Origin of the sequence: Clostridium sp. (assembly GCF_051278035.1) — a bacterium.
In the GTDB taxonomy this organism is placed as follows: domain Bacteria; phylum Bacillota; class Clostridia; order Clostridiales; family Clostridiaceae; genus Clostridium_AD.
Map to the genome: position 1 here is coordinate 1 of NZ_JBNMNU010000237.1, position 5,385 is coordinate 5,385.

At 27.8% G+C, this 5,385-nt stretch carries 6 protein-coding genes; 4 read left to right on the forward strand and 2 right to left on the reverse strand.

From position 1 onward, the window contains the following. The 4 genes from ACJAX4_RS21880 to ACJAX4_RS21895 form a co-directional block, all read left to right on the forward strand. Positions 1-393 (forward strand): hypothetical protein (locus ACJAX4_RS21880; protein ID WP_435791556.1); only part of this gene is annotated, 393 nt, incomplete at its 5' end. Positions 394-584: 191 nt separating this feature from the next. Then, positions 585-761 (forward strand): hypothetical protein, encoded by a 177-nt coding sequence (locus tag ACJAX4_RS21885; protein WP_435791557.1) that lies wholly within the window; start codon positions 585-587, stop codon positions 759-761. 505 nt (positions 762-1,266) lie between these two features. Beyond that, the gene (locus ACJAX4_RS21890) at positions 1,267-1,890 is read left to right on the forward strand and encodes a hypothetical protein (protein WP_435791558.1); all 624 of its coding nucleotides are present in this window, start codon (positions 1,267-1,269) and stop codon (positions 1,888-1,890) included. Between the two features lie 245 nt (positions 1,891-2,135). After that, positions 2,136-2,720 carry a tetratricopeptide repeat protein gene (locus ACJAX4_RS21895; protein WP_435791559.1) on the forward strand — a complete coding sequence of 195 codons (585 nt, stop codon included), beginning with the start codon at positions 2,136-2,138 and terminating at the stop codon, positions 2,718-2,720. Between the two features lie 878 nt (positions 2,721-3,598). Here ACJAX4_RS21895 and ACJAX4_RS21900 read toward each other — a convergent pair. Next, complete coding sequence (locus ACJAX4_RS21900) at positions 3,599-4,273, reverse strand: tetratricopeptide repeat protein (RefSeq protein ID WP_435791560.1); 675 nt, start codon at positions 4,271-4,273, stop codon at positions 3,599-3,601. An 878-nt stretch (positions 4,274-5,151) separates the two neighbouring features. Next, on the reverse strand, positions 5,152-5,385 hold a 234-nt coding region (locus tag ACJAX4_RS21905), incomplete at its 5' end, for a transposase (protein WP_435791562.1).

The following is a 5,385-nucleotide window of genomic DNA, read 5'->3' on the forward strand; positions in this document are numbered from 1 at the left end:
AACACAAATTTATTATGTGGGTTTGACATGATTTTTTTCGATAATCTGGATTCCATTCCTTTATCGGGTTCAAGCTTATTTATAATTCAAAAAAAACATAGATTATCAGAAAATTATTTAGTTTCAGATGTATCTATAATGATTGATGCAATTGAACTTTGTGACTCGGATGGATTTATGGATATGGAAATAACTAAGTGGAACAAAGACAGCGGTTTTGGATTTGCTAAAAATATCTACATTTTAAAAGCTTTTATTCATATTAGTCAAATACCTATCAATTACAGGAAAAACGATATGGAAGGATTTAAATTTAAAGGAAAATATATAAATAATGATACAAGAGGGCCTAAAGTAACAGAAATAAAACCTAATAGTGAATATTTTGATTGAGGAATGTATGGACTACAAATCGATCAAAAAACAACCGAACAAGAAAATTTATATCTCTAAAATGGTAATATAAATTGTGTATTATAAACAAGAAAAATCTCGTCTTAATTTAGGGTGATTAGAAAGCAACACAAATCATTAATTTAAATATCAAATTTATAAATTAATGATTAAATAAGGGAGGCATTATTGTGAATTACAATTATAATGAATTTATAGAAATTAGCGAACCATATGAAGTTGGGAGCCCTTTTTATGGTTTAAAGCCACCCGACACGGTGGTTGGAATAACTAATAGTTATCCTATCTATCTAAAACTACAAGAGGATAATCTATGTTGCAGAAGTGAATTATCTAATTCATGGTAGAAATAAAATGGGTTTGTGTGGTGGAGCTAAAGTACTTTAATGAATATGATATACTTTGTTTTTAGTAGTGATATAGCATCATCTAATAAAATAAAAAAATACCAAGTAGTGTTAATGTTTATAATTAAAGTACTCACTAAATACAATTTCTATAGTAATACTATAAATATTTTTTGAAAGTAATCGATAATAGAATTAAGTTATATATCTAATTAAATTAAAAAAGACTCGGCTAAAAGTAAAACATATAAAGTAGGGGGTACAAATACTAAGTCCAAAAGACACAAAGAGTTCGACATTAGCAACTGGTCCAACTACGGTGCTTTAAAATTAAAATATTTACTATTATAGGAATATAGTGATGTGATAATATGCTATAATTTTTATAAATCTAGGTCAAGTTTATAACATATTGCAAAATTAAGTCAACCAACCAGCTTTAGATAAAAAATATTAGCCTACCGCTGTAATAGTATGTCTTAAAATAAAATTCAGGAGTGATAATTTGAATATTAACTTTATAAGATATGGTGTAAAGATTGAGAGGAAATTAGCTAATATTTTAATTGAAATACTGAAGAAGGAACTACTTGATCTAAGAATCAGTAATGGACATGATTGTTCAGAATTGCTTGATATCGAAATAACGAGTGGTAAGTATAGTGATAGTTATTACGATGCAAATAAACAAGCTGATTATAGCAAAAAAATGCTTGATGAAATGCTAACATTATATAATTATATTTATAAACCAATGGAATGTATACCCAGGGACAAGCAATGGGAGTATTTATATCTTGAGTTACAAAAACAGTATTACGAACAACTTGTAAAATTAATTAACAGATTTATTAAAGAGTATTTTGATAGTTATCAGGTATTTTTTTGTAAACATTTGTGTGATAGGCTTTATGATGCTGAAATAAAAAGAGAAGATATTAATGAGTTTATTTCAAATATGGTATATATGAATACAACTAAGATGTCTTTGTTTGATAGTCTTTCACCTATGTATATTAAAGAAATATTAGATATACTTTATGACTTAAAGTACAAATTAAGTAATGCTACTATTTGCAAGAACGACGAAAATTCGAAATATCATATAGCTGCTAGTCAATGTATCTGACTTATATATAAACAAAGCTTATTGATTATTGAGTAGCAATTTAAATTTTAACAATATACGGTGCTAAAAAACTTTTTCCAGGGAATTATGATTATACTAATGAGAAAATTTTAATTTTATAATATGATAATTGAAACTGATTCATAATTTGTAAAAACAACTTTGTAAAATAATGTTTCTCTTTTATAAAAAAAATTATACATATACTTAATAAGTAAATTTAACAAATGTTAGGAGCTGAAAAGATGTCATATACAAAACTAGGATACGAACTATACAAAGAAAGGAATTTTATAGAATCATTAAAATACTTCGAAAAAGCTATAGAACTAGAAGAATCAGGCGAGTGGTTATGTCGAGATATGTATTTTGCAGGATTAGTATCATGCATATTAAAAAGATATGATGATGCTTTAGAGTATTATGATATGGCTATTAATACAAGACGAGATTATTACCCACCATACGTAGAAAAAATTTCAATTTTGTATCAATTAAAAGAGTATGAAGATGTAATATACTATAGCGAACAATCAATATCCGATCCAATTATAAATGAACAATTGGACGATTATTCAATATACCTTATGTATGAGCGAAGAGCGGATTCATATTATAAATTAATGAAATGGAATGAATCACTGAAACCATATGTAGAATTCTTTAATCGACTACCAGAAACGGCTGAGAATTACTATGATAAAATGCAGAGGTCTCTTAATCATTTTGGCTCAATATTGAATGGGACAAAAACAAAAGATGATAGCTTATGGGATGCGTATTGGCACTACTTCTATAAAGCACAATCAGCTCGTGAAACAAAGAAATAAATTATGAGAAGTTTGATTAAAATTATAGCAAATTTTAATATTGGTTTTATTTTCTACTTCGCAACTTTAAAATAAAACATTACTAGTAATAAAACCAATTAATTCATTAAAAACACCGTATTATAAATGTACGGTGTTTTTATGTCGAACTTCAAATAAACCACATCATAATCAGCAGTTTAGCTCTAGTATTAAAATAACCCATAAAATTCAACACTTTAAGTAGTTTTAAAAGTAGTCGCAAATTCCTCTAAGAGTCTTGAAATATAGCTTATTTTCTAATAAATTAATTTTATGAAAAATATGCTAAAACTTTGTAGGTAAAACATTAAATATAAGTCAAAGACAACTTAGATGGTTGTTAGCTGGCTTAACATTGGATCAAGAACAAGCACATAAACCAGTAAAACAGAGAATGATAATCTAAGGAAAAGTAGCAACTATGTAGTTGAATTTGACATTCTTAATATGATTTCAAACCCTTATTAACTAATGGTTTGCAAGCATATTTCACTAAATTTTATTAGCAAAACATGCTATCATTATACTATGATGAATAATAATAAAAACAACAATATAATAGATAATACAACTAAATAAAAAATGGAAAATCTTGAAAATAAGTGTGCTATGTAGGGCTATTTGACGCTTACAAATTGGATTAAGTGCAGGAGCTAAAGTTTTTTCCTGAACATAAACTTCATAGCAGATAGAACCTCATTTGGGTTTCTAAACATTTAATCATTGATATGATTTCTTGAAATTACATTGTAAATGTCTTACAAAATAAATACTGCCGCTTGTATAATATTTGATAATTAAATTATCTGGATTTTTGCCAAGAAAGAATACATTTTATTCTGTTTACACAAAATTATTTACAGGTTATGAAGAAATTTTATTGCATTTGTATTACCTAAATGTGCAGCTTTCTTAAAGAATATTAAGGCTTCATCAGTGTTTTTATTTATTTGTAAAGTGTTTGCTTTAATTAAGTATGCCCATGAAAGAGTATCATTATCTTCCGCATGTTCAGCCCCATCTATCGCAATGTTTATACACGGGATAACGTGACTATATTGTTTCATATTATATAATATTAAGCTTTTGTTAAATAGTAAAATAGGATGTAAATAAGGGTCTTCTTTAACTTGTATGCTTTCATCATAACATTTTAAGGCATCATCGTTTCTACCTAATTTAGACAACAACATAGCTTTACTATTTATAACATCTTCTCTATATGAACCTAAATCACCTAATTTCTCATACCAAACTAATGATTCTTGGTATTTATTTAGAGTGATAAAGACTTGTCCAATGGAACAGCAAGTATTAATATATAATAAATCCATTTTTTCCAAGTCTACACCTGACATAGATACTTCTGTAGAATACGGTTTATATGGGTCCCTATACTTTGAAACAATAACAGATGCCATCTCGTAATACCTAATCGCCTCTGTAAGGTCATTCAATTCAGTGAATTTAGTCCCCATAGTATAACAATCCCAGCCAAACTTTAGTTCTTCTATAATAATAGAATTTAACATAACACTACCTCCACAACAAATTTTTATGTTTTCGCAAGGATAACTTAAGTAATATTTAGATTTGAAAAATGTATAAGCCAATAATATATTTTAACATATTATGAAATATTATAAAAGTATAAGTAAACAGAAGTAAATTGTAGTATTCTATAACTATAACAGTAAAGGAGTCAATTAATGCCAAGAAGTATATAAAGTATTTAGAAAAGGAACCATATAAAGCTACAGTGTAGCGGCTATAGATGGAACCAAGATATTTGGAAGTAATAAAAAGAGCTGTGAGGAATGCTTAGTTACAGTGAAATCTAAAAAAAATAAGACTTGTATTAGATTTTGAACTATACAAAGCCGGGATGGATAGTCCGAAAAAGGATGAAGAGGAGCTAACGGTATCAAAGAGGCTACTTGAAAAGGTTACTAGTTAACATAAAAATCTAATTGATATTGTGGTATAGGATGACTTAGCGTGTAATTCAATATGGATTAATCATTGTAACAGTTGTAATGTAACTGTGGTTTGTTCAAGTGAATAAAAACAATCTGAATAGCATAAAGGAAACACCTCCCGTTTTAAAAGGGTGTAAATTATTTTGTGTATTCTCTTTCTTTAAGCAAAATAATTAAACTATTTAATTATAAAAAAATGTTAATATAGTTGATGAATGTTGTTGCGTTGGCATTACTTTTCAGTATATTATTTCCAGCTTTATCTATTAATATACCGTCTATTTATTAGATAAGGGCAGTGCTGAGAAGTAATTTAATCACTTATTCGTGAATCATACATTAACGGACGACCTTTGGGTGGTCCGTTTTACTTGTTTAGCTGAACAAAACAAACGATACTCATTATGGGGTTGGGGGACGGAGTCCCAAAGCTACGCTCTTTCATTTAAGATCTCACTAAATAATATATTGAGTTGGCTAATAACAAGATCCCAATTTGGATATATTCTAGTCCATTTCTTACTTACCTTTTCAGTTGCCAAATATAACATTTTCATAAGACTTTCATCGTTTGGAAATATAAGTTTTGTCTTAGTAACTTTTCTAAATTGGCTGTTAAGGCTTTCTATAGCATTTGTGGTATTATCACGAAATCGGCATAATGC